Origin of the sequence: Castellaniella sp., from assembly GCF_036379515.1 — a bacterium.
GTDB lineage: Bacteria > Pseudomonadota > Gammaproteobacteria > Burkholderiales > Burkholderiaceae_B > Castellaniella.
Map to the genome: position 1 here is coordinate 13,807 of NZ_DASVGN010000004.1, position 23,992 is coordinate 37,798.

Consider the following 23,992-nt stretch of genomic DNA (forward strand, 5'->3'; position numbering starts at 1 on the left):
AAAAGGGCACCCCGAAGGGTGCCCTTTCTGAGATGCCCGAACCCTTACAGGGGCCGGATCTCAGCGGCTTGGGGGCCTTTGGGGCCGTCCTTTACCTCGTACGAAACGGCTTGGCCTTCGTTCAGGCTGCGGTAGCCGCGGCCTTCGATGGCGGAGAAGTGTGCGAACACGTCGGAACCACCTGCGTCAGGGGTAATGAAACCAAAACCCTTTTCAGCGTTGAACCATTTAACTTTGCCCGTTTGAGCCATGATCTGAAACGTCCTAAATAAGTGAAAAAAACAATGAATCAAGAACGCTGAAACGATACAGATCATGCCGGGTGAATAAGCCACAGGGCCAATCGGTGCGAAACGTGCGTGCTGCTTGAATTGCATTGCAACAGGGAGCATAACCACGTGTTAACAAAAGTCAAATCATAGTTAACCCCTAGACGGAATTGTATCCGCCTCTGGCCAAAGCTGCAGAAAGAATCGCAACAATTCACAGAAATTCAGCCAATAAACAACACGCTACGCCATAACCCCTCCATTGCACACCATCTGACAGACACGCACCCATGCAAGCTACCCCGCAATTCACGAGAAAAAACTCGCTCATCCAATCAAAGCTCCCCGCGATCGGAGACACCATCTTCAGTGAGATGAGTGAGCTCGCAAAAGAAACAAACGCAATCAACCTGGGACAGGGATTTCCGGACTATCAACCTGACCCGCGTCTTCTCGACGCCGTGGCCGACGCCCTACGAAACGGCAGCAACCAATACGCGCCCATGACAGGGCTTCCTGAACTCCGGCAGGTGATCGCCGACAAGGTTTACCGCCAACATCGTGTTCGCTATTCGACAGAGTCCGAAATTACGGTGACTTCGGGAGCAAGTGAGGCCTTGATGAGCAGCTTCCAGGCACTGATCCACCCTGGTGACGAGGTATTGCTCATCGACCCGTCGTACGACCTTTACGCACCCGCCGTGACTCTGGCCGGCGGAAAGATCGTTCGTATCGCCATGCAAGCACCCACCTCCGCACGACCTGAGTTCGTCGTCGACTGGGACGCTCTGAACGCCGCCTTTACCTCAAAGACTCGGGCCCTGGTGCTGAACTTCCCACATAACCCGACTGGCGTCGTCCTGCATGAAGCCGACCTGGACACCTTGGAAGACATCCTTGCTCGACACCCAAAGTGCCTGATCGTCTCTGACGAGGCCTATGAACACATCATCTTCGATGGCGAAGAGCAGCACAGCGTCGTTCGAAGGCCAGCCCTTCAAAGCCGAACAGTCCTGATCTCGTCGTTCGGAAAAAGTCTGCATGCCACCGGCTGGAAGATTGGATACTTTTGTGCTCCTGCTGACCTGACCGCCGAGATTCGGAAGGTCCACCAGTTTGTGGTGTATTCCGTCAACACACCCATGCAAGCCGGCATTGCCCGCTACCTGCGCAACCAGCCGCAGGTTCTGGACGCGTTGCCCAAATTTTACCAAAGCAAGCGTGATCTTTTGGCCAACGGCTTGAGCGCCACATGCCTGAAACCGCTGCGTTCCTCCGGCACCTTTTTCCTGGTTGCGGACACGAGTGCTTTGGGATCACACCTCGAGAAGGACTTGGCAATCCAGCTGACCAGGGAGGTGGGCGTGGCCAGCATTCCCGTGTCGGCGTTCTATCCTGACTCGAATGCCCCGGAGGCCAACCACTCATTGCTGAGACTGTGTTTCGCGAAGGAGGACGCCACATTGGAACAGGCGGTGGAGAAACTTTCAAAGTTGAAGCCTTGCTGATGGCTCCGTGTTGGCGCGGGGAAGGGTCGCCTACGAGCGTTCTCCCCGCCGTGTTGCTGAGATGCTTCGGTTTTACTTCTATCTTCTATATCTGAATGATAAGAATGATGGGAGCCTGTGGATAACTCGAACAACTCGATTAGTTGTTTTATATCAACCAGTTACGAACAAATTTTCGGTGTCTTACTATGTGAATCCTCGAAGGACAGTTTGGGGATGACTTTTATGAACGTCGTCATGATGTGTGTTGTCAACATGTTGTGGACATGAAGCGCACAGCCGGACGTAGCAGAGCTTATCCACAGCCGGGTGGGGTGCAAAAAATGAATGCCGGGAGTCTCAGCATCGTGTTCAGCAATAGCGCTTGCGAACCCGTAATGCGTGTCAGTCTTGCTGAAACAGCTGGGTTTGACAGCGTTCTCCGTTGTCGAACACCAGGGACCGTTCAGGCCAGAGCATGGCGGCAAGGTGAAACCGGCTGGTAGGCGGTGTCTTGCCGTGGTCCTTGCGTTCTCGCCACCGTGCACCCACCGAGTAATCGACACAGAATGCCTGATGGTGGCACCCGTGCCAGGCGGTGGGTGCCACCCCATTGAACAGGGCCCCATAGCGCCAATTGTTTGGGTTGGCCTCAAAGAGCCGCCAGTAGTGGCCTACCAGTACGGGAGTAGGGTCCGGATCTTGATCCCACCAGGCGGTGCGGTCAGAGTAGCGCCAGCGGTTGCCCGAGAAGAAAGGATGCGCGCTGCGGGCCTCTATGCCAGACGTAAGGCGCTTGATGGGGTTGATGCGCTGTTCCAGTGTTTCGAAGTCGGCCACGGCGTCCAGGTAAGGCGGCGGGTCGTTGTAGTCTTCGATTTGCTGTGACCAGCGTTCGATCTCGGCCCTGTAGCGGGCGTACAGGTTGTCCTTGCGCGCTTCTTCCTGGACACGAAGGTGCCAATCGTGAATGAGTTCGAGGACGTTGCCGCACGAAATATCGGCAATTGCAGCGATGGAGGTTGGGTCCCAGGCTGCGTGTACGATACGCAGGCCGGGCATCTGGATTGCGAGCGGCAAGCTGCAGAGAAATTCGCGAATGGCGGGCCGTTGAACTGCCGTCGCGCGCGAGAATGGGGCATAGTAGGGGGTATCGGATGTTTCGCGGCTGTCGAAGAACCACCCCGATCCGTCCTTGGCATCGTTGGCGAGCAGGTTGATTTCGTGATTGCCCAGGATGGCCAGTGCCCGCCCTTGCGCGACCAGTTCGTGGACCTTGTGGATGACACCTACGCTGTCCGGGCCGCGATCACAGAGATCGCCAATGAACACCAGCAGTCGGTCGCGTGTATCAGGCGCGTGCTCCAGATGTGCAAGCAAGGTACCCAGTGCCTCGCCTTCACCGTGGATGTCACCGATCACGGCCAGGGGCTGGTCCGGCAGCGTATGCAGAAGTGTGCGGGTCATACTCCATTTTGCGTCGTACGGGGGTTCAGGACAATGGGCAATAACGTGCAGGTTTGCGCCGGGAACGCTCGGATTTGATCCTGCTTGTGCAAATTGTCATGCGCTTTGGCAGTTTGCAGCCTTAAAATTGCGCTGAACCATACGCAGTATCGTCAGAAAAAATCTTGGGAGATTCTTCATGCTGAAGATGACAGGCATGGGCACTGTCCAGCTTCTCGAAGGTTTACGCACGTTGCAGGCATATTCCGTGACCGGAATCCGGGGCCTTCGACGGGTGGTGGGGAGCACTTCACCAGGTCTGTTCCTGCACGAGTGGCTGGCTCAGCCAGGTATCGTGGGGTCGGTATGGCCAAGTTCGCGCGGTCTCGCGCGCCACATGGTTCAGTCCATCGACCCCCACGGAGATGGACTGGTGGTCGAGCTGGGTGCTGGTACGGGTGCAGTGACTCAAGCCTTGATCGACCATGGCGTTTCGGTCGACAGATTGCGCGTCGTGGAGCGCTCGCCCGCGTTTGTGCAACATCTGCGCAAGCGCTTTCCGGCAGTGACTGTAGTGCAAGGAGATGCTACAGAGCTTGATGCTCTTTTGCCTCAAGGGATTCCCGTGGATGCCGTCGTGTCCAGCTTGCCGCTGCGTTCACTGAATGTCGATGATGTTCGGGCGATCGAGGATCAATGGCGCGCGCTGGTCCGGCCCGGGGGGTTGGTTACACAGTTTACGTACGCCTTGCACGGTAGAGCACCTGACTTCGACGGGGACTTTGTGCAATGTGGCCGTGATTTCGTTCTTGGCAATCTGCCGCCTGCCAAAGTGATGACCTTTGTGCGTCTGGCGCGGTGATCGTCTCTCTGTCAATTCTGTAGCCGATTCGGCTGCCCCGATCCACTTTCATTCGGGTTGTAATGCATGGTTGTTCGTCACCCGGCAATGGAAGCGGGGAGCCCCCGCCGGTACGTCCCCAACCTGTGGGACGTGTTCGCGTTCGCGCTCATCCTGACATTGCTCATTCTGATCTACAAAGGAAGCCGAGAAGCTTTTGCACCGCTCGCTTCCTTGCAGCAGCACCCGGTTTCTCTTGATCCGCACAATCTGCCTGAATATGCACTGCGAACCACGCTGCGCATGCTGGCGGCCATGGTGGCCTCGCTGTTGTTTACTTTTGTCTACGGGTCTCTGGCCGCCAAGAATCGCCGCGCAGAGCGGATCTTGATCCCACTGCTCGATATTTTGCAGTCGGTGCCGATTCTGGGGTTTATTTCTTTTACGGTGGTCGGCTTCATGGCCTTGTTTCCGGGCCAGGTGATGGGCGCCGAGCTGGCGGCCATCTTTGCCATTTTCACCAGTCAGGCCTGGAACATGACTTTCAGCTTCTATCAGTCGCTGAAGACAGTGCCGGCCGATCTGCTCGAAGCATCACAGAGTTTTCGGCTTTCGCGCTGGCAGCAGTTCTGGCGACTGGAGGTTCCCTTTTCCATGCCGGGGTTGGTGTGGAACACCATGATGTCGATGTCTGGCGGCTGGTTTTTCGTCGTGGCGTCTGAAGCGATCTCGGTGGGCAACACGACCATTGTTCTTCCGGGAATTGGCTCGTACGTGGCACTGGCCATCGAGCATCAGGATTTGCATGCCATTGCGTGGGCTGTGGGTGCCATGCTGGGGGTTATCCTGCTCTACGATCAGCTGCTGTTTCGGCCATTGGTGGATTGGAGTCGCAAGTTCAGAGTGGAACTGACCACGACCGACTCCGGTGAACACTCGTGGCTGCTGGTCATGATTCGCCGTTCACGCCTGGTTTCCGCGGGTTTGGGGCCTTTGGTTACCTTGAGTGGCGCGTTGTTGCGCCGGCGTGCCCCCAAGCACAGGGTGGCGCCTTCTCGGCCTCGCTTTGGCGCCGCCACGGTTTGGGCAGACCGTCTCTGGCAGCTGGGTGTGGGCCTGGGGTCGCTTTTCATGCTGTGGCATATCGCAACCTTTGTTTCGGAGGGGGCCTCTTGGGCGGAAGCCAGTCGGGTATTCGGGCTTGGGCTCATTACGTTGTTGCGCGTGGTGGTGCTGACGGTGCTGGCGTCGCTGGTGTGGGTTCCTGTGGGGGTCTGGATAGGCTTGCATTCGCGGGTTGCTGAGCGGGTTCAGCCTCTGGCGCAGTTTCTGGCGGCGTTTCCGGCCAACCTGATGTTTCCGTTTGTGGTCGTGGCCATTGTGCGCTGGCACCTGACGCCTGACATCTGGCTCTCGCCGCTGATGATTCTGGGAACCCAGTGGTACATCTTGTTCAACGTCATCGCCGGTGCCAGCGCCTTTCCGGGCGATCTCAAGGAGGCTGCGTCGAATTTTCATGTGGGCGGCTGGAGCTGGTGGCGCAAGGTGATATTGCCTGGCGTGTTTCCCTATTACGTCACGGGGGCCATCACGGCCACCGGGGGGTCCTGGAATGCTTCCATCGTGGCAGAAGTCGCCAGTTGGGGTGACACCACGTTGAAGGCGCACGGCCTGGGTGCTTACATTGCCGAAGCCACCAGTGCCGGTGATTTTCCTCGTGTGGTGCTTGGCATCGTGGTCATGACCCTGTTCGTGACCCTGCTCAACCGTACCGTCTGGCATCCGCTGTATCGCTACGCGCATCGCCAGCTTCGTCTTGGTTAGGATTGTTCATGACGTCTGATTCGCTCCCACATTCCAACTTGGCAGAGCCACTGTTGGTCGACCTCCAAGGGGTCCGGCAGATCTACCACAAGAGCGACAAGCCCGATCTTGTCGTGCTCGATGACGTCACCATGAAGGTGCAGGCTGGAGAAATCGTCGGGCTGCTCGGGCGGTCCGGGTCCGGAAAATCCACCTTGTTGCGTATCATTTCGGGTTTGCTCACACCCACGAGCGGTGTGGTGCGCTGGTGTGGTGAACACGTGTCCGGCCCGTGCGAGGGCCTGTCCATGGTGTTTCAAAGTTTTGCACTTTTCCCTTGGCTCACGGTACTGGCCAATGTGGAAATCGGCCTGGAAGCGTTGGGCGTTCCCAAGGACGAAGGGCGCCGTCGCGCGCTGCAGGCCATCGATCTGATCGGTCTGGATGGTTTCGAGAGCGCCTATCCCAAAGAGCTGTCGGGCGGCATGCGTCAGCGCGTGGGCTTTGCACGTGCGTTGGTCGTTCACCCCAGGCTGATGCTCATGGACGAGCCGTTTTCGGCGCTGGACGTATTGACCGCCGAGACGCTCAGAACCGATATCGTTCAGCTGTGGATGTCGGGAAAACTGCCGATTCAATCGATTCTCATGGTCACGCACAATATCGAAGAAGCCGTGCTCATGTGCGATCGTTTGCTGGTTTTCTCGGCCAACCCGGGACGGGTGGCAACCGAGATTCGCGTAGATCTGCCGCGCCCTCGCAACCGCCTGAGCTCGCAGTTTCGTGAGCTGGTGGACGACATCTACGGATTGATGACACAAACGGTGCCGGGAAAATGGCAGGGGCGGCGTCAAGGTGAAGCCGTGGTGGCAGGCAGCCTGAGCATGCCGCTCACCAGCGTATCGACAAACCGCCTGGCTGGCATGATGGAGACTCTGACCGCTGCGCCGTACGAAGGACGCGCTGATCTTCCAGATCTGGCCGGGCGTCTGCAGATGGAAGCCGACGAATTGTTTCCCGCGATGGAGACGCTGCAGCTGCTGCAGTTTGCCACGATGGACCAGGGGGACGTGCATCTGACGGACAGCGGCAAGCGTTTTGCGCAGTCCGACGTGGATGCGCGCAAGCGCCTGTTCGGGCAGCAGTTGTTGGCCCACGTACCCCTCGCGGCCCTGATTGGCCGGGTTCTTGAAGAGCGGCCCAGTCATCGCGCGCCTTTCGTTCGGTTTTCAGCCGAACTCGAAGACACCATGTCGGAGGATCGTGCCGAAGAAACCATGCGGGCGATCATTTCCTGGGGCCGCTACGGTGAGTTGTTTGGCTACGACGAGCAGGCGCAGGAATTCAACCTTGAAAATCCGGGCGAAAACTGAGGCCTGGTCGCGGTGCGCGGGCGTCCGGGTCTTTCAGACGGCAGGTTCGTAGGGGTGATCAGCGGGGCTTGGTGCCGGTGCGCTCGATGAGTTCGTAGATTCCCATCCCGGCCAGAAGCGCCAGAACGAAGACGAATGCCTTGAGTTCACCAGTGCCCAGATCCACCAGTGCCGGTCCTGGACAAAGCCCGGCGATTCCCCAACCCACGCCAAAGATCAGGCTGCCGGCCACCAGTCGCCGGTCGATGTCGTGTTTCGTGGGCAGATTCATCTGAAAACCCAGCAATGACCGGGTCCGTCGGCGTGCGATCGCAAAGGCGACGACGCCAGCCAGAATTGCACCCACCATGACTAGGCCCAGCGATGGGTCCCAGGCGCCTGCGAGGTCCAGGAACCCCAGTACTTTGGTGGGCAGCACCATGCCTGAAATCCATAGGCCGATACCGAACACCAGCCCCGCCACGAACGCTGCAATCGTCCCCATGATGTGGCTCCTAAAGACCAAGCAGATGGCGCACGACATAGACTGTGGCAAAGCCAGCTGCCATGAAGCAGGCCGTGGCCACCATGGACCGGGGGGAGAAGCGTGAAATGCCGCACACGCCGTGCCCTGACGTGCATCCCGACCCGAGGCGTGTGCCGATACCTACGAGGAGGCCCGCCAGGATCAGTGCACCGTAGCTCGACTCCATGGGAACGATGAGGGGGTGTCCGAAAACTGCCAGCATCACAGGGGTGACGACAAGCCCGGCAATGAAGGCGACGCGCCAGGAAATATCGGCGGGGTGGGGGCGCAGAAGCCCGCCCAGCACGCCACTGACACCCGCGATGCGGCCGTTGAGGAGTACGTAGAGAGCCGCTGCGCAGCCAATGAGCAGGCCGCCGCCCAGAGCGGACCACGGAGTGAAGGTGTTCCAGTCGATCATGATGTGGCTTCTTGGGGGCAGTACAAGGAATAGAGAGTGGCCAGAAGGGCCAGCAATTTTTCGTCGGCCACGCGGTAGTAAATGCGCTTGCCTTCGCGGCGAGTCAGTACCACACCTTCGGTGCGCAACACCCCCAGCTGTTGGGACAGCGTGGGCTGGTGGATGTCGAGTGCGGCTTCCAGGTCTGAAACGCAGCGCTCGCCCTGCGAAAGCTCGCAGAGCAGCAGCAGGCGTTCGGGGTTGGCGAGCACCTTGAGCTTTTCGACTACCTGGGCGGCGGTATCGCGCAGGATGGAGGGATTCAATGCGGTGTGGGTCATCAGCAGATCATTTAATTTGTAGATATCATATTAATTAATATAATATTTGTCAATTGATTGTTATTGGCCTGGCACATTGGATGGAGAACCTCATGAAAGCCCACATTCAGGCGTTTTTCGAGTCTGTATCGGATACGGTGAGCTATGTGCTTTCCGACGGAAAGTTCGCTGCTGTCATCGACTCTGTACTCGATTTCGATGCAGCGAGTGGCCGCATATCGACCAAGACTGCTGATATGTTGCTTGCCTATCTCCGTGACTCCAATCTGACCCTGCAATGGATACTGGAAACGCATGCACATACCGATCACCTTTCAGCCGCGAGCTATCTCAAAAGCCAGGCGGGAGGCCGTACGGCCATCAGCGAACATATCTGCGCCGTGCAAGCCCATTTTCAGCAGCTTTACAACCTCGGATCCGGCTTTGCACCCGACGGCCGACAGTTCGATCGCTTGCTAGGGGATAATGAGATCCTGCTGCTTGGTGGTCTGCAGGTCAGGACTCTTCTGGTTCCAGGGCATACCCCTGCGGATCTGGCCTATCAGGTGGGTGACGCGGTGTTCGTGGGTGATACCCTGTTCATGCCGGATGTGGGTACTGCGCGTACGGATTTTCCAGGGGGCAGCGCACAGACGCTTTATCGCTCCATTCAGCGATTGTTGGCGCTGCCAGACACTATGCGGCTATTGCATTGTCACGATTACCCGCCCGCCGGGCGTCGGCCTTCGTGGGAGAGCACCGTTGCCGCGCAGCGGGCACGGAACATCCATGTGCATGACGGCATATCAGAGGCGCAATTCGTTGCTTTGCGTCAGGCGCGTGACGCCACGTTGCCCGTGCCAAGACTCATCCTGCCCGCGTTGCAGGTCAATATTCGCGCAGGCAGCCTGCCACCCAAGGAATCCAATGGCATCTCGTACCTGAAGATACCTGTCAATGCATTGGGCTGAGGTCTCTGGTGCCCGAGGCAGGCCGGTGGCGGAATTTGTCGAGTGCGAGGTAGACCACGGGGGTAGTCAGCAGGGTCAGGATCTGGCTGGCGACCAGGCCGCCGAAGATGGCGATGCCCAGGGGGCGGCGTAACTCTGCGCCATCGCCGAAGCCGACCGCCAGCGGCAGAGCGCCCAATGCAGCGGCCAGCGTGGTCATGAGGATGGGTCGGAAGCGCAGCAACGAGGCCTCCCGGACTGCCTCCACCGGTGTCAGTCCCCGGCGTTCGGCTTCCAGCGCAAAGTCGATGATGAGGATGGCGTTTTTCTTCACGATTCCGATGAGCAGGATAATGCCGATGAGCGAGATGATGTCGAATTCGCCGCCGGTGACGATGAGTGCGATCATGGCACCGACGCCCGCCGACGGCAGCGTGGACAGCGCCGTCAGGGGATGGATGGCGCTTTCGTAGAGCATGCCCAGCACGATATAGATGGCCACCAGCGCCGCGAGGATGAGTGTGGGCATGCTGCTGGCTGTTTGCTGGAACACCTTTGCGGTGCCGCCAAAGGCGCCATGTACGGTGGCGGGAAGCGCCAGGCTGGCTTGTACGTTGGCAATGGTCTGCGCCGCCTGACCCAAGGTGCTGCCGGGAGGGAGGTTGAATGAAATCGTGGCGGATGGCTCGCCATCCGAATGGTTCACCGATGCGTTAGTCGAGCCGGTGGACCAGGTTGAGATGGCTGAAAGCGGCGTCATCGTGGCGGCCGAGGTTCTGACGGCCTGGCCCGAGGCCTGTGCCGATCCCCCATTGGCCGTGCCGCCGCTGGTGCTGCCTGCAGGATTTGTGCTGTTTGCGGTAGGCACGTAAATGTTGGCCAGCGCTTGCGGAGAACCGTTGAACCGGCGAGCCGCTTCCATGACGACGTGATATTGGTTCAGTCCCGAATAGATGTTGGCCACCTGGCGCTGGCCGAAAGCATCATAGAGCGTGGCGTCCACCGATTGCATGGACACTCCGAGGCGCGCTGCCGCATCACGATTCACGTTCACGAATGCGTCGGCGCCGCCATTTTGTTCGTCGATGTCCACGTCCGTCACGTCGCTTTGCTGCTTGAGCGCACTGACCAGCTTTTCGCCAGCGTCTTTCAGCGTTTGCGGATCTTCAGCCTTGAGCACGTATTGGTAGGTGCTGTTGGTGGAGCGCCCACCAACCCGCAGATCCTGCACCGGATTGAGGAACAGGCTCACTCCTGCAACTTGTGCAAGTTTGGGGCGCAGGCGGGCAATTACGGCCTGGGCTCCCGGTCGCTGCGAGCGCGGAACCAGTGTGGCAAACAGGAACCCGCCCCCGGCACGCGAGCCGCCGGTGAAGGCCACGACCGAAGCGACGGACGGGTCGCTCTTCACGATGCCCACGATCTGGGTGAGCTTGTTCTGCATGTCCAGAAACGAGATGCTCTGGTCAGCCCGCAACCCCCCGTTGATGCCGCCCGTGTCTTGCTGCGGGAAGAAGCCTTTGGGGGCGATGACCATGAGATAGGCGTTGAGTAGCACGGCCCCCAGCAACAGGGCGAGTACAGTGCCTCGATTGGCCAGCGCCCAGTCCAGCGAGCGGGTGTATTGCGCCTGTGCCCAGTCGAAGCTGCGCCTGGCGGCCCGCATCAGCCGGTTTTCTTTTTGCGGCGCGGCCAGAATCCGGGCTGCCATCATGGGCGTGGTGGTGAGGGACACCACCAGACTGATCATCACCGCCGTAGACATGGTGAGTGCGAATTCACGAAACAGCCGGCCCAGCAAGCCGCCCATGAAGATGAGCGGGATGAAGACGGCAATCAGGCTCAGGGAAATGGACAGCACCGTGAAGCCCACCTCGCGCGCGCCTGTGAGCGCAGCCTGCAAAGGCTTCATGCCGGCTTCCACGTGCCGGCTGATGTTCTCCACCACCACGATGGCATCGTCCACCACGAAGCCGGTGGCGACGGTGAGCGCCATGAGCGACAGGTTGTCCAGTGAAAACCCCGCCAGGTACATGACGGCGAGGGTTCCCAGAATGGAGGCGACGACCGCGACGGCCGGGATGAGCGTCGCCCGCCAACTGCGCAGGAAGAGGCTGACCACCAGCACCACCAGCAAGGTTGCGATCAACAGCGTGATTTCCACTTCCAGCAAAGAGGCACGAATGGTCAGGGTCCGGTCCGACGCGATGTCCAGGTGGATGTCGGGCGGAACGATGGCGCGTAGTGCCGGGAGCTCTGCCTTGAGCGCATCCACCACCTGGACGATGTTGGCACCCGGCTGGCGGCTGATGAGCACGGGCACGGCCTTCTGGTTGTTGAACAGGCCCATGGTGCGGATGTCTTCAGGGCCGTCTTCCACGTCGGCAATATCCGAAAGCCGCACGGCAGCACCGTTGCGCCAGGCGATGACCGTATTGCGGTAGTCGGCGGCGTGCAACCCCGGCTGGTCGGAGTAGATCTGCCAACTGGTCTTGCCCGAGTCGACGATGCCGCGTGGCCGGTTGGCGCTTTCGGACTGCAAGGCCGTACGCACGTCCTCCAGCGTGATGCCGTAGCGCGACAGCGCCAGCGGATTGACCTCGACACGGACCGAGGGCAGGGCCGCACCACCCAGTTCCACGTTGCCCACACCCGGCACCTGCAACAGACGCTGCTGCACGACGGTGGACACCTGGTCGTAGATTTCCGAGGGACTGCGAGTGGCCGAGGTGAGCGCGAGGATGAGTACCGGCGCTTCGGCCGGGTTGACTTCACGGTAGGTGGGGTTGGATTTCAGCGTAGCCGGCAGGTCGGCCCGCGAGGCGTTGATGGCGGCCTGTACATCCCGTGCCGCGCCGTTGATGTCGCGTGACAGGTCGAATTGCAGCACGATCTGGCTGGAGCCTACGCCCGAACGCGAGGTCATCTCCGAGACGCCGGCAATGGTGCCCAGGTGGCGCTCCAGCGGCGCCGCCACGCTGGATGCCATGGTAGAGGGGCTGGCCCCCGGCAGGCTGGCCTGCACGATGATGGTGGGAAAGTCCACCTGGGGAAGCGGTGCGACCGGCAACAGGAAGTAGGCGCCCACGCCCGCCAGCATCAGCCCGAGCGTGAGCAGAATGGTGCCCACCGGGCGGCGGATGAAAGGCGCCGAAATGTTCATGAGAGCCGCAGGTCGGCTGCAGGGTGCCGGCGCAAGTACCGTTCACGCCAGCGTTCGAGCACCAGGAAGATCACGGGAGTCGTGAACAGCGTCAACACCTGGCTGAAGATCAGGCCCCCGGCAATGGCGATGCCCAGCGGCTGGCGCAGTTCGTGCCCCATGCCGGTCCCGAAGATGAGCGGCAAGGCCGCAAACAGCGCGGCAAAGGTCGTCATCATGATGGGGCGGAAGCGCAGGTGTGCTGCCTGGCGGATGGCGTGCAGCGCGTCGGCGTGCTCGTCCCCCCGCATGGCGTCCAGTGCGAAATCGATCATCATGATCGCGTTTTTCTTGACGATACCAATGAGAAGCACGATGCCGATGATACCGATGACGCCCAGCCCCGATCCCGTAAACCAGAGGCCGAGCAGGGCACCGATGCCAGCGGATGGCAGGGTGGACAGGATGGTGATGGGGTGGATGAAGCTTTCGTACAGCACGCCCAGCACGATATAGACCACAAAGATGGCGGCCAGGATGAGCCACAGCTCATTGCCCAGGGAAGACTGAAAGGCGCTGGCTGCGCCCGTGAATTGGGTGGTGACGGCCACCGGCAGGGAAATGGCCTGTTCGGTTTGCTGGATGCTTGCGATGGCCTGTTCCAGCGATATGCCGGGCGCCAGGTCGAAGCCGATGGTGGCGGCAGGGAACTGCCCTGCGCGTGAAACCACCAGCGGCACGTTGCCGGTGCGCAGGGTCGCCACGGTCGACAGCGGGATGCTGTGGCCGCCGGCCAGCGGAATCTGCAGATTGCCCAGCGCTGCCGGGTCGGTGAATGCCTGTGGCCGCGCTTCGAGGATCACCCGGCTCTGGCTGGACTGGGTGTAGATGGTGGAGACGATTCGCTGCCCGAAGGCGTCGTACAGGGCGTTGTCGATGGCCAGTGCGCTCAGGCCCAGTCGCCCAAGCAGGTCCCGATTCACGTCCACGATGATGGAGCGGCCACTGTGGAGTGCATCCGAGCTGACGTTTCTGAGGGCGTCGTTCTTCTGCAGCGCGCGTGCGAGCTTTGCAGCCCAGTCATTGACCAGGGCCTCGTCGGCTCCTTGCAGCGAGAACTGGTAGGCGTTGACGCCCGTGGTAGTGTCGATGGTCAGGTCCTGCACCGGGCGGAAATACACATGCAGATCAGGGATGTTCGCGGTCGCCTGCTGCAGCGCGGCCAGCGTGTCGGTCAGGTTGCCCCGGTCACCGATGGGCTTCAGATTCAGCAGCATGCGGCCCTGCGACAGCGTGGGGTTCTGTCCGTCGACCCCGATGGCAGAGCTCAGGCTGGCGACGGCCGGCACTTTCAGAAGAGCCTGCGCGGCCTGCTGCTGCAACTCGGCCATGCGGGCATAGCCGATGTCCTCGGGGCCCACGGTCGTCACGGCGATCTGGCCCGTGTCCTGTTCCGGAAACAGGTTCTTGGGGATGGCGACGAAGAGCAGCGCGGTGGCAAGCAGCGTTGCCGCAAATACGGCCATCGTGAGCCGTTCGTGAGCGATGACCCAGTCCAGCGCGCTCATGTAATGGTCGGACAAGCGCGAAAACCAGTGCTGGGTCAGTGCCGCCACACGATGCTCGCGTTCCTCTTCGCGCGGTTTCAGCCAGCGCGCCGACAGCATGGGCGAGAGCGTGAGCGCCACGACGGCCGACAGCAGGATGGTGACGGCCAGCGTAATGGCAAATTCGCGGAACAGGCGCCCCACCACGTCGCCCATGAACAGCAGCGGGATCAAAACGGCGATCAGGCTGACCGTCAGGGAGATGATGGTGAAGCCGATCTCGCCGGCCCCTTTGAGGGCAGCGGCAAAGGGGGCCATGCCCTCTTCGATGTGTCGTGAGATATTCTCGAGCACCACGATGGCATCGTCCACCACGAATCCGGATGCGATGGTGAGCGACATGAGCGTGAGGTTGTTGATCGAAAACCCCAGGAAATACATGGCCGCGAAGGCCCCGATGAGCGACAACGGCACGGCAATGCTGGCGATCAGGGTCATGCGCCACGAACCCAGAAACAGGAAGATGGCCAGGGTCACCAGCAGCACGGCCAGGACCAGTTCGAGCTGTACGTCGGTGACGGAGGCGCGGATGCCTGCCGTGCGGTCGGTGAGCAGGGTGACGTGGATGTCCGCCGGCAGTTGCGCCTGCAGGTCGGGCAGGGCCGCCTTGATGGCATTCACGGTGCTGATGACGTTGGCGCCCGGCTGACGCTGCACGTCGATGATGACGGCCGGCGATCCATTCATCCAGGAACCCTGGCGTACGTTTTCTGCTGATTCGACCACGGTGGCGACGTCGCGCAGGCGCACCGGACTGCCGTTGACGAAGCTCACCACCAGGTTGCGGTAGCTGTCGGCATCCGCCAGCTGATCATTGGCATCGATGGTCCAGCTGCGGGTCTTACCATCGAAGCTGCCCTTGGCGGCGTTCGCGTTGGCGTTCCCGATGGCGGTCCGGATGGATTCCAGCGACAGTCCACGTGCGGCAAGCGCCGCCACGTTGACCTGGATGCGCACCGCCGGCTTCAGGCCCGCCGAAAGCGAGACCAGCCCCACACCCGGCACTTGCGCGATCTTGTTCGAGAACTGCCGCTCGATGATGCCCTGCACTTCGTTGAGCGGTCGTGTCGCCGAGGTGATGCCCAGCGTGAGAATCGGTGCGTCAGCCGGATTGACCTTGGCGTAGGTGGGGGGGGACGGCAAGTCAGTGGGCAAGAGCGAGCTGGCCGCATTCATCGCCGCTTGTACCTCCTGTTCTGCCACGTCCAGTGACAGGTCCAGGCCAAACTGCAGCGTGATGACGGAGGACCCGGAAGAAGAATTGGACGTCATGCGGGCCAGGCCGGGCATCTGGCCAAACTGACGCTCCAGCGGCGAGGTGACAGTCAGGGCCATCACGTCGGGGCTGGCGCCCGGGTAAAGCGTGGTCACCTGGATGGTCGGAAAATCCACTTCAGGCAGCGCCGAAAGCGGCAGTACCCGATAGGCCACCAGCCCCGCCAGCAGAATCGCCACCATGAGCAGCGTGGTGGCAACCGGGCGCAGGATGAAGAGTCGGGAGGGTCCGCCCGGTTGAGGCGTGGCCGCTTCTTCGTCGGTGTCACTCATGCTTGTGGCGCCTTGGAACCGCTGGGGGGATTGGCCGGCGTCGTCTTGCTACCCGCCCTGGGGCTGGCTGCAGATGTCGGCATTTCAGGCAGGCGGATGGCCGAACCGTCTTCCAGCCCGTCTGCGCCTTCGGTCACCACCGAAGCGCCCACTGCCAGGCCCGAGAGCACCGAGATCGTGTCGTCCGTGCCCGGCCCGGTTTTCACCGGGGTGAGCTTGACGGTGTGGTTGGGTTGCGCCACGAATACGAAGTCTCCCGGAGCCCCATGACGGATGGCCGATACTGGAACCGTCACCACGTTGTGCAAGGTTTTCACCTGAACCGAAATGTTGACGAACTGATTGGGGAAGAGCCGGTTGTGGGCATTGTCAAAGCGGGCTTTCGCAAGGACGGCCCCGGTGCTGACGTTCACCTGGTTGTCCAGCGTCAGGAACTTGCCGGTGGCGAGCAGGGTGTCGTTGTTCTGGTCCCTGACCTGGACCGGCAGGCCGGCGCCGCTGCCCGCGGTCGCGCCAATTTCAGAGATTTGCGATTGCGGCAGCGAAAAGCTGACGTCGATGGGATCGAGCTGAGTCACGACCACGATGCCGTTGGTATCCGAGGGCGTGAGGTAGTTGCCGATGTCCACCTGCCGTATGCCGGCCCGCCCGCTGATGGGCGACGTGATCTGCGTGTATGAAAGATTCAGCTGTGCCGTGTCCACGTTGGCGTGGTCGGCGGCAACGGTGCCTTGCAGCTGGCGCACGGTGGCGCGTTGGTCATCCACCTGCTGCGCAGCGATGGAACTTTGCCGAAGAAGGGTCTCGTAGCGTTTGAGATCTGCCTGTGCCGAGGCCAGTTGAGCCGAGTCGCGCGCGAGATTGGCCTTGGCCTGCTCCAGCGCGATCTGGTAGGGGCGCGGGTCGATCTGCGCCAGCACCTGGCCTTTCTGCACCATCTGTCCGTCCTGGAACAGCAGCTTGAAAAGCACCCCCGATAATTGCGAGCGCACAGTGGCGGTGACCAGGGGCTGAACGGTGCCCAGCGCAGTGACGGTGACGGGGATGTCGGTCTGGGTGGCCGTCGCGAGATTGACGGCCGCAGCCGGGCGTCCTCGGGGGCCCTGGCTGCGACTGTGCAAGAAGTTCCGGGTCGCGAACACGACCGCAGCCAGCACGATGACGATCAGCAACAAGTTGCGCAAAAGGTGTCTGGCGGGAAGTGCCGCCGACGAAGGGGTGATGTCGGGCGTGCCTTTGTCCGCAGCCATTGTTTTGTCGTCCTCTGCCGGTGCAGAAGCCATCGGCGTAAATGTCTGAGATCGTCTGCGGTGATCTTAGTTCCGTAGACGATGGATTGGAAAGTGCACGCGTACGTGCAGCCCAACCTGCCGGCCAGGGTCGGTGTAATCCAGTGTGATGCAGGCCCCCATCCGCTTCACCAGCGTGTGTACGATCGCCAATCCCAGGCCGGAACCCGTCTGGCCACTGCCCAGGATTCGGTAGAAGGGGTCGAACACGCGGGTTCGCTCAGCGGGTGCGATGCCCGGCCCCGTGTCAGCCACGTGCAGCGTGACACCATTTGGCTCGCGGGTAATGGCCAGGTCAACCCGACCGCCCTCAGGGGTGTAACGAATCGCGTTGTCCAGAAGGTTCTTCACCAGGGTGGTGAGGTCGAGGTCGTTGACTTCGATCCGGGCATCTTCGTCGCCCTCCAGCCCTACGTCGATGCGCCGGGCCTCGGCTTGGGGCATGAGGTCTTCCAGCACCTGTCGGTAAACTTGCTGGATGGATACTTCCGCAGATGGCCGCGAAGCGCTGGAGGACTGGACGTGCGCCAGCGCCAGCAGCTGGTTCAGGAGCTTGCGCACCCGTTCGATGCCGGTGCGCAGTTCGGTGAGCCGTTCAGTTGCGGCGGCGGGCATGTCGCTTTGCGCCAGGCGTTCGGCCTGCAGGGACAGCGCCGTCATGGGCGAACGCAGTTCGTGTGCGGCGTCGGCGACGAAGCGGCGTTGTGCTTCCATGGATTGAGACACTCGGCCCAGGAGCCGGTTGATGGCACGTACGAAGGGCCGCACTTCAGTGAGCAGTGGCCGGTCGGAGATCGGTCGCAAATCTTGTTCGTCTCGGCCATCGATCTGAGCCGAGAGAGTCTTCACGGGGCGAAACATCTGGCGCACCAGAAAGATCACGATCAGGACCAGGATGGGCACGAAAATCAAAAAGGGCGTCACGGTGCGCAGCGCGCTGTTCAGGGCGATCCGGTCACGAAAATGGATTTCCTGCGCCACGGCGACGCGCTGGCCGCCATCGTTCTGGCGCACCATGACGCGGTAGGTCTCGTTACCCAGCGTCAGCGTATGCCGGCCGTTGCTCAGGTTGTTGGGTAGTGGAAGTGCATCACGATGATCCTTGCGCACGGTCAGTTCCGGCTGGTCGGGCCGAAGCGGCCAGACGACGATCTGCGAGTCGTCGTCGTGGTCGCGCAGCTGCAGCACGTGCACCAACGGCGCGGGCTGCAGCTGCATGGTTCCTGCGATCTGGTAGAGGATGTTGTCCTGCAGCTTGTGCGCTTCGTGCAGCGCCGACCGGAACGAAAATACACCGGCCACCACGGCCATCGCAAGGATGACCAGCGACAGGATCAATGACAGCCGGAACTGGATTGAGCTCCTGATGCTTTCGCGCAGATCTTTCAGACGGGTTTTGAAACCAGCCATCCCAGCCCCCTGACGTTTTTGATGACGTCGTTGCCCAGCTTTTTACGCAGGCCGTGGATGAGGAATTCGACTGCGTTGCTTTCGACTTCTTCGCCCCAGCCATAGATACGGTCTTCAAGCTCGCGGCGCGAGAGGATCGCCCCGGGGCGCATCAGCAATGCTTGTAACAGTGCAAATTCACGTGCAGAGAGGCAGACCGGCTCTTGACCTGTGACGGTGGCCAGCTTGGTGACCGGATCGAGCGTAATGTGGCCGTTACCCAGTGCCGGCGAGGCTTGCCCGGCCTTGCGACGCAGGACTGCGCGCATTCTCGCGAGCAGTTCAGCCATCTCGAAGGGCTTCATGAGGTAATCGTCGGCACCGCCATCCAGCCCTTGCAGGCGATCGTCCAGTGTGTCGCGCGCGGTGAGGATCAGCACTGGCACCACGTTACCCGCCGCGCGCAAGGTGGCCAGGACCTCCATGCCGTCCTTGCCCGGCAGGCCCAGGTCGAGCAGTACGAGGTCATAGCGCTGGTTCTGCACCGCCGAGAGCGCCTGTTGCCCGTCCTGGACCCAATCTGCTGCGTAGGAAGCGTCTTTCAGGGCGGCCTCAACGGCCGCACCGATCATGGGATCATCCTCGACCAGCAGTACCCGCACGGTGCATTCCTTCAGATCTTGTCGGCCCAGCGCTGCGGCAGCATGCGCCGCAAGGTATTGTCGCGCATCCAGTAGTGATGAAAGAGGGCGGCAGCAGCGTGCAGCCCGATCAGGTACAGCCCGATATTGCCGATGGTTTCGTGGATGTCCTGTATCGTGCGACCGAGTTGTTTGTCGGGCCCGATGAGGGAAACCAGGTGCAGGCCCATAGGCAGATCCAGCTGCCCCTTGGCGCTCAGGGTCAGCCAGCCCAGCAGGGGCATTGCGACTAGAAATGCGTAGAGCAGGACGTGCATGACGCGCGCCAGGGTGTGTTGCCATGCCGGCGGGTCGGGAATGATGCGCGGCGTCTGGTCATAGATGCGTCGCACAATCAGACGCAGGATGACCAGGCCGAAGATCGTGAGGCCGAAGAATTCGTGCCACTGCTTTACGACGGTACGGGCATCGCTGCCCTTCGGGAAATAGCCTTTGATTTCAATGAAGGTATACACCACCGCGATGACGGCCAGTATGAGCCAATGCAGCGTGATGACGGCGGTGTGGTAGCGGTCGCTGGACGGTGTGGCGAGCGCGACGCTGGGTTCCAGCGCGGGTTTGAGGGTACTTGGCATGCAGTTACTCCGCGAATGCGTGTTCATTTTCAGAGAGAACGATACCCGAGCCGACTTAGTGGGGACTTAGCTTCGTCCGGCCGCTTCTGGCAGTGCAGCAAAGTGGCTCGATCTGTTTGAAGGGTTTCCTTGATTTCTCGCAATTTTCCTTGCCACGCGGGGCTGCGCTTTCTCCGGGATCGCGCTAAAACTGCGGGTGAAGCACGAACCCCGTGCCTGCCAAGCCACGTGCCACAGACAGCCCCGCCGTCGAGCCGGACGTGACCTGACCAAGCACTCATCTGGCAGGAGACTTTTGCATGTCCAGCGTACCGAAAACCGAACACGCATCCTGGCCGTCCATGGCCAGCGCCGCCCTGCGCGTGGCCTTTGGCATCATTTGGGTGGTCAATGCCGCCTTCACCTGGACGGACCAGTTTGCCGCCCACTATGTGGGCTACCTGCATAACGCTGCGCAAGGCCAGCCGGCCTGGTCCGCGTTCTGGTTCAACAACTGGATTGCCATTGTCACGCCCAACGCCGGACTCTTCATCTGGCTGACACGCATCATCGAAACGGCTCTGGCGCTCGCGCTGGTGTTGGGGTTCGCTCGCAAGACAGTGTACGTGGCCGGAGCACTCTTCAGCCTGCTGGTCTGGAGCACGGCAGAGGGCTTTGGCGGGCCGTATGCCGTGGGGGCCACCAACATGGGCATTGGCATTGGTTACGTGCTGATTTTCATTGCCCTCATTGTTATCAATTACCGCTTTGGCTCCAGCCCTTATAGTCTGGATTATCACATCGAGCGGCGTTGGCGTGGCTGGCGCTGCGCGGCCGAATGGAACCCTGATCCAGCCGTGGCGGGTGCACATCCCGTGTCTTGGCGCATTCAGGGTTCGGTGCTCTTTGGCATTGCGCTGTTGCTGTTCTTTCTGATTGCCGGCTTGCACAGCAGCCTGAATGTGCACGCGCCGTCTCCAGCTGCTGCGGCTGCCGCCGTTTCTCCGTTATCGTTGGCCTCGAACAAGCCCATCGCCAAGGCGCGTGATGCGACCCTGCCGCCGGTGCAAGAAGGCCCCGAGGCCACCGTTCACATCGAAGCGACAGATCATTCTGTCGAAATCGCCAGCGGGGTGCAGTATCAGGCCTGGACCTTTGGCGGCAAGGTGCCGGGGCCGGTCATTCACGTGCGGCAAGGGCAGACGGTGAACGTGGTGTTCACCAATCGGGGCACCATGCAGCATTCGATTGATTTTCATGCGGCCATGACCCCGCCCAGCCTGCATTTCGTCGACATCCAGCCAGGTGAGAGCATCAAGTTTTCGTTCGTAGCCAAGGTGCCGGGCGCCTTCATCTACCACTGCGGCACGCCGCCCGTGTTGCTGCACATTGCCAACGGCATGTATGGCGCCATCATCGTCGACCCTGCTACACCCCTGCCGCCTGCACAGGAAAGCTACGTGCTGGTCCAGGGCGAGTGGTACACCCAGCAGATCTCCGGCAACGTGATGGGAGCCGATTTCAACAAGATGACCAAAGAGCAGCCTGATGAGGTCGTCTTCAACGGGGCGGCCTTCCAGTATCGAGATCATCCCCTGGTGGCCGAGCCTGGCAAGCGCGTGCGCCTGTACATGGTGAACGCCGGCCCCAGCCTGTGGAGTTCCTTCCATGTGATCGGCGCCATCTTCGACAAGGTCTATCCAGATGGCGATGCAGCGCATGCCTTGAGCGGCTTGTCCACCTACACAGTGGGGCCGGGTGCCGGGGCGGTGTTCGACCTGGTCATTCCGGATGCAGGCAAATATGCCTTCGTGGATCACTCCATGGCCCATGAGATCATGGGAGCGCAGGGCATTCTGGACGTGCAGGCCCCAGGTGGCGCGCCGACGGAAAAGCCGCCCATCGAGAAAGCGGCTGCCCAGCCTGTCTCCGCTGCTGCTGCGACCGCCGTGCCGGCGGCACCCGCCGGCCCGTACGTGTTCAACGCCGAGCGCGGCGCAGCGCTCTACACGGCCAATTGCGCGGCCTGCCATCAGGCGACTGGTACCGGCCTGCCTGGTGCCTTCCCGCCGCTCAAGGGCAACCCGGTGGTGCTGGATGCCGACGCCAGCAAGCACATTCACGTCGTGTTGCACGGCCTGCATGGAGAACCGGTGATGGGAGTGACCTACCCCAGCCCCATGCCGGCCTTCGCAGCCTCGCTGAAAGACGCCGATATCGCGGACATCGTCAACCACGAACGCACGTCCTGGGGGAACCAGGGTAAACAGGTGACGGCCGACCAGGTCGCCAAGTTGCGGGCACAGAAGTAGGGGTGTATGCGCAAGTAAGGGGTGCTTTGTCCCTTACTTGCGCTACACAGGGCGTTCTCCGGGTGATCGATTTGCTACCGTGGGCTTGTGTTGCTCGTCAGACGCTGTCATGATGATGACTATGATACCCATTTTAGAAACGCCGCACGGGCGGCTCTTTCAGGCCGATTGCCTGGATTTCTTGGGCTCGCTGGATTCCGAGTCTGTTGATCTGGCCTTCGCCGATCCTCCTTTCAATCTGGGAAAAGAGTATTCCTCAAAGATTGACGACAATAGAAGTCGTGAGGCCTATCTCTATTGGTGCGTGAGGTGGCTGGATGAGATGGTCCGCTCACTTAAACCAGGTGGAGCGTTGTTTCTTTGGAATCTGCCGATGTGGAATCTTCAATTGGGGGCCCATCTTGCCAGCAAATTGACGTTCAGGCATTGGGTGGCCGTGGACCTCAAGTATTCATTGCCAATCAAGAATCGGTTGTATCCATCGCATTACTCGCTGTTGTATTTCGTGAAGGGAGAGAAGCCGGCTGTCTTCCATCCAGACAGAACCCCTGTCCCGTGCTGCCGACATTGTGGTGGGGAGCTTCGGGATTATGGCGGTTACAAGGATAAGATGAATCCCGAAGGAGTTAGCCTGTCTGACGTGTGGACGGACATATCCCCTGTGCGCCACGCGAAGTACAAGAAACGTCGGGCAAACGCGCTCCCGCTGAAGCTGATGGACCGAATCGTGTCGATGGCAAGCGATGAGGGGTCTCTGGTACTGGATCCCTTCGGGGGGTCGGGAACGACTTACGTTGCTGCAGAGCTGACCAGAAGGCAGTGGGTTGGTTGCGAGCTCGAGTGTTCAGCGATTCTCGATCGCTTTGATCGGATTGATCTCGATCGTGAGCATCTGGCCGATATTCAGGAAGACAAGAACACGCTCTTCACCGATGCGGATCTGGAGCGGCGGGTTCGGGCTGGGCTGCCTTTGTCACCCAAATACAAGTTGAAGTCAAAGGACGGAAGGTGCACGTGTCCTTCGATGACCTCATCGTCTTCGCTGGAGTTGTTTACTTCAGATGTGTAGAGTCTTTCTTCGCCAGTTTGGCCCTCCCTTCTCTTGCCCGACCGTCTTTCCCGACAGGCAGATAGTTGATTTCGATGCTGTCGGTCAATTGATCGTGCTCGACGACGGTAATGGCCAGAAGGCCGCGTTTCACCCCCTCTTTCAACCCGTTCCACATAGCAAGATATCCAGATAGTTCACCTATGTTTCCGATTCTGTCGGTCAGGTGTTCATATAGATCCCTGCTCGGGACGATCAGGACGCCAATTTCCAGAACCCCAGTCCGTAATGCGATGGCCAATTTATTCATGCTTCGATGCGACGAGGAGATGTTGCCGGTTTCCCATTCGATAGCAGCGCGTATGCCGCTGACAGTTTTGGTCATGAAATCGAAGCCGCCGAAGTTTGACGTGATGGGTTCCTGATAAGCCTCGAGTGAGGGATACAGCAACATGGGCGGCTGTTGTCTATCCTTATCCAGTGGTACGTCGCTTTCGGCGTCCCAGCCCTCGGTGGTCGTCATTGATTTGAGGAATCTGCTTTTGAGGTAGCTGACGCCGTTGCGCTTCCATTGTTTGCCCGGGAGTTGAAATTTCTTGCGGATCGTCAGTGAGCCAGATCCCTCAGGATAATCTATGCTTTGAATTGCTCTGACGTAGCTTTCGTGCAGCTTCTTCCATTCATTGGAAGAAATCACGTCGCCTTCATTGAATAAAACTATCGTTCTGACCCATTTCATGCCGTGCATCCGGAATGTTGTTCGTGAGAGTGGCAATGTCGCAGTGCATCGCCGTGCAAATCTGGCAAAGCACCGTGAATGAGAGATTTCGCTGACCTCGCTCGACGCCGCCGATGTAAGACCGGTCTATGTCAGCGTTATCTGCCAGCTCTTCCTGGGTCCAGCTGAGGCTCTTTCTTGTTTGGCGGATACGTTGCCCCAGCAGTTCTAGATCGGTCTGTTTCATATGGAGAGGGTGCCGTATATGATGACGATGAGTCCACGGACTA

The 23,992-nt window shown here is 60.3% G+C and carries 20 protein-coding genes; 7 read left to right on the plus strand and 13 right to left on the minus strand.

Features of this window, described 5'->3' with window-relative positions; all coding sequences use genetic code 11:
* Positions 1-44: 44 nt before the first annotated feature.
* Entirely contained in the window at positions 45-251 is a 207-nt protein-coding gene (locus VF285_RS01205; RefSeq protein WP_346950820.1) for a cold-shock protein, read from the minus strand.
* Between the two features lie 308 nt (positions 252-559).
* Here VF285_RS01205 and VF285_RS01210 point away from each other — a divergent pair, with 308 nt between their 5' ends.
* Positions 560-1,777, plus strand: coding sequence for a methionine aminotransferase (locus VF285_RS01210; RefSeq protein WP_346950786.1), 1,218 nt, complete (start codon positions 560-562; stop codon positions 1,775-1,777).
* A 384-nt stretch (positions 1,778-2,161) separates the two neighbouring features.
* On the opposite strand, the gene VF285_RS01215 is transcribed toward VF285_RS01210, so the two are convergent.
* Positions 2,162-3,223, minus strand: coding sequence for a metallophosphoesterase (locus VF285_RS01215; RefSeq protein WP_346950787.1), 1,062 nt, complete (start codon positions 3,221-3,223; stop codon positions 2,162-2,164).
* A gap of 178 nt (positions 3,224-3,401) precedes the next feature.
* Between VF285_RS01215 and VF285_RS01220 the strand changes: the two genes are divergently transcribed.
* The 3 genes from VF285_RS01220 to VF285_RS01230 all read left to right on the plus strand — a co-directional run bounded on the left by VF285_RS01220 (position 3,402) and on the right by VF285_RS01230 (position 7,219).
* Positions 3,402-4,064: a class I SAM-dependent methyltransferase gene (locus VF285_RS01220; protein ID WP_346950788.1), complete on the plus strand. Its 663-nt coding sequence runs from the start codon at positions 3,402-3,404 to the stop codon at positions 4,062-4,064.
* A gap of 66 nt (positions 4,065-4,130) precedes the next feature.
* The gene (locus tag VF285_RS01225) at positions 4,131-5,867 is read left to right on the plus strand and encodes an ABC transporter permease subunit (protein WP_346950789.1); all 1,737 of its coding nucleotides are present in this window, start codon (positions 4,131-4,133) and stop codon (positions 5,865-5,867) included.
* Positions 5,868-5,875: 8 nt separating this feature from the next.
* Positions 5,876-7,219, plus strand: a complete 1,344-nt coding sequence (locus VF285_RS01230; protein WP_346950790.1) for a nitrate/sulfonate/bicarbonate ABC transporter ATP-binding protein — start codon at positions 5,876-5,878, stop codon at positions 7,217-7,219.
* Between the two features lie 58 nt (positions 7,220-7,277).
* Here VF285_RS01230 and VF285_RS01235 read toward each other — a convergent pair whose 3' ends face one another.
* Genes VF285_RS01235 through VF285_RS01245 form a run of 3 tightly spaced genes read right to left on the minus strand, consistent with a single transcriptional unit; the run spans position 7,278 to position 8,465 of the window.
* Positions 7,278-7,703 carry a DUF6691 family protein gene (locus VF285_RS01235; RefSeq protein WP_346950791.1) on the minus strand — a complete coding sequence of 142 codons (426 nt, stop codon included), beginning with the start codon at positions 7,701-7,703 and terminating at the stop codon, positions 7,278-7,280.
* A gap of 10 nt (positions 7,704-7,713) precedes the next feature.
* Complete coding sequence (locus VF285_RS01240) at positions 7,714-8,148, minus strand: YeeE/YedE family protein (protein ID WP_346950821.1); 435 nt, start codon at positions 8,146-8,148, stop codon at positions 7,714-7,716.
* Positions 8,142-8,465, minus strand: coding sequence for a metalloregulator ArsR/SmtB family transcription factor (locus VF285_RS01245; protein WP_346950792.1), 324 nt, complete (start codon positions 8,463-8,465; stop codon positions 8,142-8,144). The genes VF285_RS01240 and VF285_RS01245 overlap by 7 nt, the downstream gene beginning before the upstream one ends.
* Before the next feature lie 92 nt (positions 8,466-8,557).
* Here VF285_RS01245 and VF285_RS01250 point away from each other — a divergent pair, with 92 nt between their 5' ends.
* Positions 8,558-9,415 (plus strand): MBL fold metallo-hydrolase, encoded by an 858-nt coding sequence (locus VF285_RS01250; protein WP_346950793.1) that lies wholly within the window; start codon positions 8,558-8,560, stop codon positions 9,413-9,415.
* Here the strand turns inward: VF285_RS01250 and VF285_RS01255 are convergent.
* The 6 genes from VF285_RS01255 to VF285_RS01280 all read right to left on the minus strand — a co-directional run bounded on the left by VF285_RS01255 (position 9,399) and on the right by VF285_RS01280 (position 19,645).
* A complete protein-coding gene (locus VF285_RS01255; protein ID WP_346950794.1) occupies positions 9,399-12,557 on the minus strand; it encodes an efflux RND transporter permease subunit in 3,159 nt (1,052 codons plus the stop codon). The two genes, VF285_RS01250 and VF285_RS01255, sit on opposite strands and share 17 nt — an antisense overlap.
* Positions 12,554-15,691, minus strand: coding sequence for an efflux RND transporter permease subunit (locus tag VF285_RS01260; RefSeq protein ID WP_346950795.1), 3,138 nt, complete (start codon positions 15,689-15,691; stop codon positions 12,554-12,556). The genes VF285_RS01255 and VF285_RS01260 overlap by 4 nt, the downstream gene beginning before the upstream one ends.
* A complete protein-coding gene (locus VF285_RS01265; RefSeq protein WP_346950796.1) occupies positions 15,688-16,941 on the minus strand; it encodes an efflux RND transporter periplasmic adaptor subunit in 1,254 nt (417 codons plus the stop codon). The genes VF285_RS01260 and VF285_RS01265 overlap by 4 nt, the downstream gene beginning before the upstream one ends.
* 66 nt (positions 16,942-17,007) lie before the next feature.
* Positions 17,008-18,390 carry an ATP-binding protein gene (locus tag VF285_RS01270; protein WP_346950797.1) on the minus strand — a complete coding sequence of 461 codons (1,383 nt, stop codon included), beginning with the start codon at positions 18,388-18,390 and terminating at the stop codon, positions 17,008-17,010.
* On the minus strand, positions 18,366-19,031 hold the full coding sequence (locus tag VF285_RS01275; RefSeq protein ID WP_346950798.1) for a response regulator transcription factor: 666 nt from the start codon (positions 19,029-19,031) through the stop codon (positions 18,366-18,368). The genes VF285_RS01270 and VF285_RS01275 overlap by 25 nt, the downstream gene beginning before the upstream one ends.
* 11 nt (positions 19,032-19,042) lie before the next feature.
* Positions 19,043-19,645, minus strand: a complete 603-nt coding sequence (locus VF285_RS01280; RefSeq protein WP_346950799.1) for a cytochrome b — start codon at positions 19,643-19,645, stop codon at positions 19,043-19,045.
* A gap of 299 nt (positions 19,646-19,944) precedes the next feature.
* On the opposite strand from VF285_RS01280, the gene VF285_RS01285 reads away from it, so the two are divergent.
* Together VF285_RS01285 and VF285_RS01290 are read left to right on the plus strand one after the other, a co-directional pair.
* Positions 19,945-21,936 (plus strand): multicopper oxidase domain-containing protein, encoded by a 1,992-nt coding sequence (locus VF285_RS01285; protein ID WP_346950800.1) that lies wholly within the window; start codon positions 19,945-19,947, stop codon positions 21,934-21,936.
* A 109-nt stretch (positions 21,937-22,045) separates the two neighbouring features.
* Positions 22,046-23,005 (plus strand): site-specific DNA-methyltransferase, encoded by a 960-nt coding sequence (locus tag VF285_RS01290; protein WP_346950801.1) that lies wholly within the window; start codon positions 22,046-22,048, stop codon positions 23,003-23,005.
* Here the strand turns inward: VF285_RS01290 and VF285_RS01295 are convergent.
* Both VF285_RS01295 and VF285_RS01300 read right to left on the minus strand, forming a co-directional pair.
* Positions 22,989-23,723 (minus strand): hypothetical protein, encoded by a 735-nt coding sequence (locus VF285_RS01295; RefSeq protein WP_346950802.1) that lies wholly within the window; start codon positions 23,721-23,723, stop codon positions 22,989-22,991. The two genes, VF285_RS01290 and VF285_RS01295, sit on opposite strands and share 17 nt — an antisense overlap.
* The gene (locus VF285_RS01300) at positions 23,689-23,949 is read right to left on the minus strand and encodes a helix-turn-helix transcriptional regulator (RefSeq protein ID WP_346950803.1); all 261 of its coding nucleotides are present in this window, start codon (positions 23,947-23,949) and stop codon (positions 23,689-23,691) included. Before VF285_RS01300 ends, VF285_RS01295 begins: the two co-directional genes overlap by 35 nt.
* Positions 23,950-23,992 lie beyond the last annotated feature (43 nt).